Annotated in this window: 3 protein-coding genes; 1 reads left to right on the forward strand and 2 read right to left on the reverse strand. The window is 46.7% G+C overall.

The window, feature by feature from the left end; translation table 11 throughout:
• Nucleotides 1-217 precede the first annotated feature (217 nt).
• Nucleotides 218-379, reverse strand: a complete 162-nt coding sequence (gene pirA / locus K4A83_RS22635) for an arginine synthesis PII-interacting regulator PirA (protein WP_017305490.1) — start codon at nt 377-379, stop codon at nt 218-220.
• Nucleotides 380-501: 122 nt separating this feature from the next.
• Here pirA and K4A83_RS22640 point away from each other — a divergent pair, with 122 nt between their 5' ends.
• A complete protein-coding gene (locus tag K4A83_RS22640) occupies nt 502-1,326 on the forward strand; it encodes an SAM hydrolase/SAM-dependent halogenase family protein (RefSeq protein WP_265266983.1) in 825 nt (274 codons plus the stop codon).
• A 40-nt stretch (nt 1,327-1,366) separates the two neighbouring features.
• On the opposite strand, the gene K4A83_RS22645 is transcribed toward K4A83_RS22640, so the two are convergent.
• Nucleotides 1,367-1,588 (reverse strand): type II toxin-antitoxin system RelE family toxin, encoded by a 222-nt coding sequence (locus tag K4A83_RS22645; RefSeq protein WP_265266984.1) that lies wholly within the window; start codon nt 1,586-1,588, stop codon nt 1,367-1,369.
• Between the last annotated feature and the right edge of the window lie 126 nt (nt 1,589-1,714).

The following is a 1,714-nucleotide window of genomic DNA, read 5'->3' on the forward strand; positions in this document are numbered from 1 at the left end:
GTGCCAAAAAATTAGCTATGTACACTGGTTTAAAGAGCTAGTCCCACCTGGTTAAATTTACCTCTTGACAGGGTTACTATGTCCATTTTTACCTAGTTCATAAGTACCGATTCAACACTTCTGGCTCTTGACTAATAATCACAACAGAAAAGGATACCGTCATCACTCGGTATCCCTACCCTGTTTATAATAGTGAACCTGCCCCAGAATCAAGGGATTAATCCATCCCTAAATAATTCGCTTCTGCTTGGAGTTTTTGGACTAAATCTTCATTCCCGGACATTCTCGCTGCTTCTAGGCGACGTTGTAAGCTCTTCCGCAGACTATCCCGGTGGCTAGCTGCCGCGTTTTTTAAAGTTTCTTTGCGATTCTTATTCATGGTTAGCCTGACTCGTAACTCGACTGATACACTGAACTTTCATTTCTTAAGATAGCATTTTTTTAGAATACCGTATCGATTGTTACAGAAACTTATCGATTCCGTGATTCAGCAGAAGGGTTATGATGGCAAAAAGAACAATTGCTCTACTCAGTGACTTTGGGTTACAGGATGTGTATGTGGGGGTAATGAAAGGTGCGATCGCCAAAATTAACCCCCATCTAACTCCCATTGATATCACCCATCAAATCCCCCCCCAAAATATTGGCGCGGGGCGTTTTTGTCTGATGAATGCAGTCCCCTATTTTCCTCCAGATACCGTTTATGTAGCCGTAGTAGATCCGGGAGTGGGAACAGGGCGGCGTAGTGTAGCGGTATCCTGTGAGTGGGGGATCTTTGTCGCCCCAGATAACGGTTTATTGGGGGGAGTGTTGAGTTTGTGTCAAGCCCAAGAAGCGGTAGAATTGACCAATCCGGTTTATTGGCGATCGCCCTTTCCCAGTTCCACCTTCCACGGCAGAGATATTTTCGCCCCGGTTGGCGCTCATTTAGCCAGTGGAATCCCCCTCCGGGAAGTGGGAACAGAAATTAACCCCCAGAGTCTGATTACCCTCCCCATTTCCCCCATAACGCGCACCGCTAGCACCATTCAAGGCTGTATTCAATATATTGATCATTTTGGCAATCTCATCACCAATATTCGGGCTGATCAAGTACAGGGCAAAGACTGGGCAGTACATTTAGATGAGCAAGTGATTAGTACCAGTTACACTTATAGCGATCGCGCCCTTGGGGAAATTGTCGCTCTGATCGGCAGTCATGGCTGGGTAGAATTAGCCATCAATGGCGGCAATGCCCAGCGTCAATTACAACTCGACTATGGAGATCCCGTAACCGTCGTTTTTGAGCAGAAACTCCCCGATTTAAGCAAGAAACCCCATTTCTGAGTGGTTGTAATCACCAGTAGCGAAGCTCATCTACTCATCCTCATGGGTCATAGGCTTCACGGCGATGGGCGATCGCAATGACGAACACTTGAACCAATTTATCGTCTACTGAGTAGATAACCCTGTAGTCACCTATACGGTAGCGGTAATAGCCTGCATAATCTCCTTTAAGGACTTTGATATTGGGGTGCAAACGGGGAGTTTGCTCTAGCTGTTGCAAACATCGGGAAATTTTCTTAGCTAGGGCTTGGTCGGCATTAATTTGACAACTCCCCGCCGTAAACGGTCGGGGATTCTCGTGTCACAGGGAGACTCTAGCTGGAGTATAAACTCCAACCCCGATATCTTTACCCTCGACGAGCGTTGATACGGTCTGCCCGACCGCATT

It is taken from the genome of Spirulina subsalsa FACHB-351, from assembly GCF_026130165.1.
In the GTDB taxonomy this organism is placed as follows: Bacteria; Cyanobacteriota; Cyanobacteriia; order Cyanobacteriales; family Spirulinaceae; genus Spirulina_A; species Spirulina_A subsalsa_A.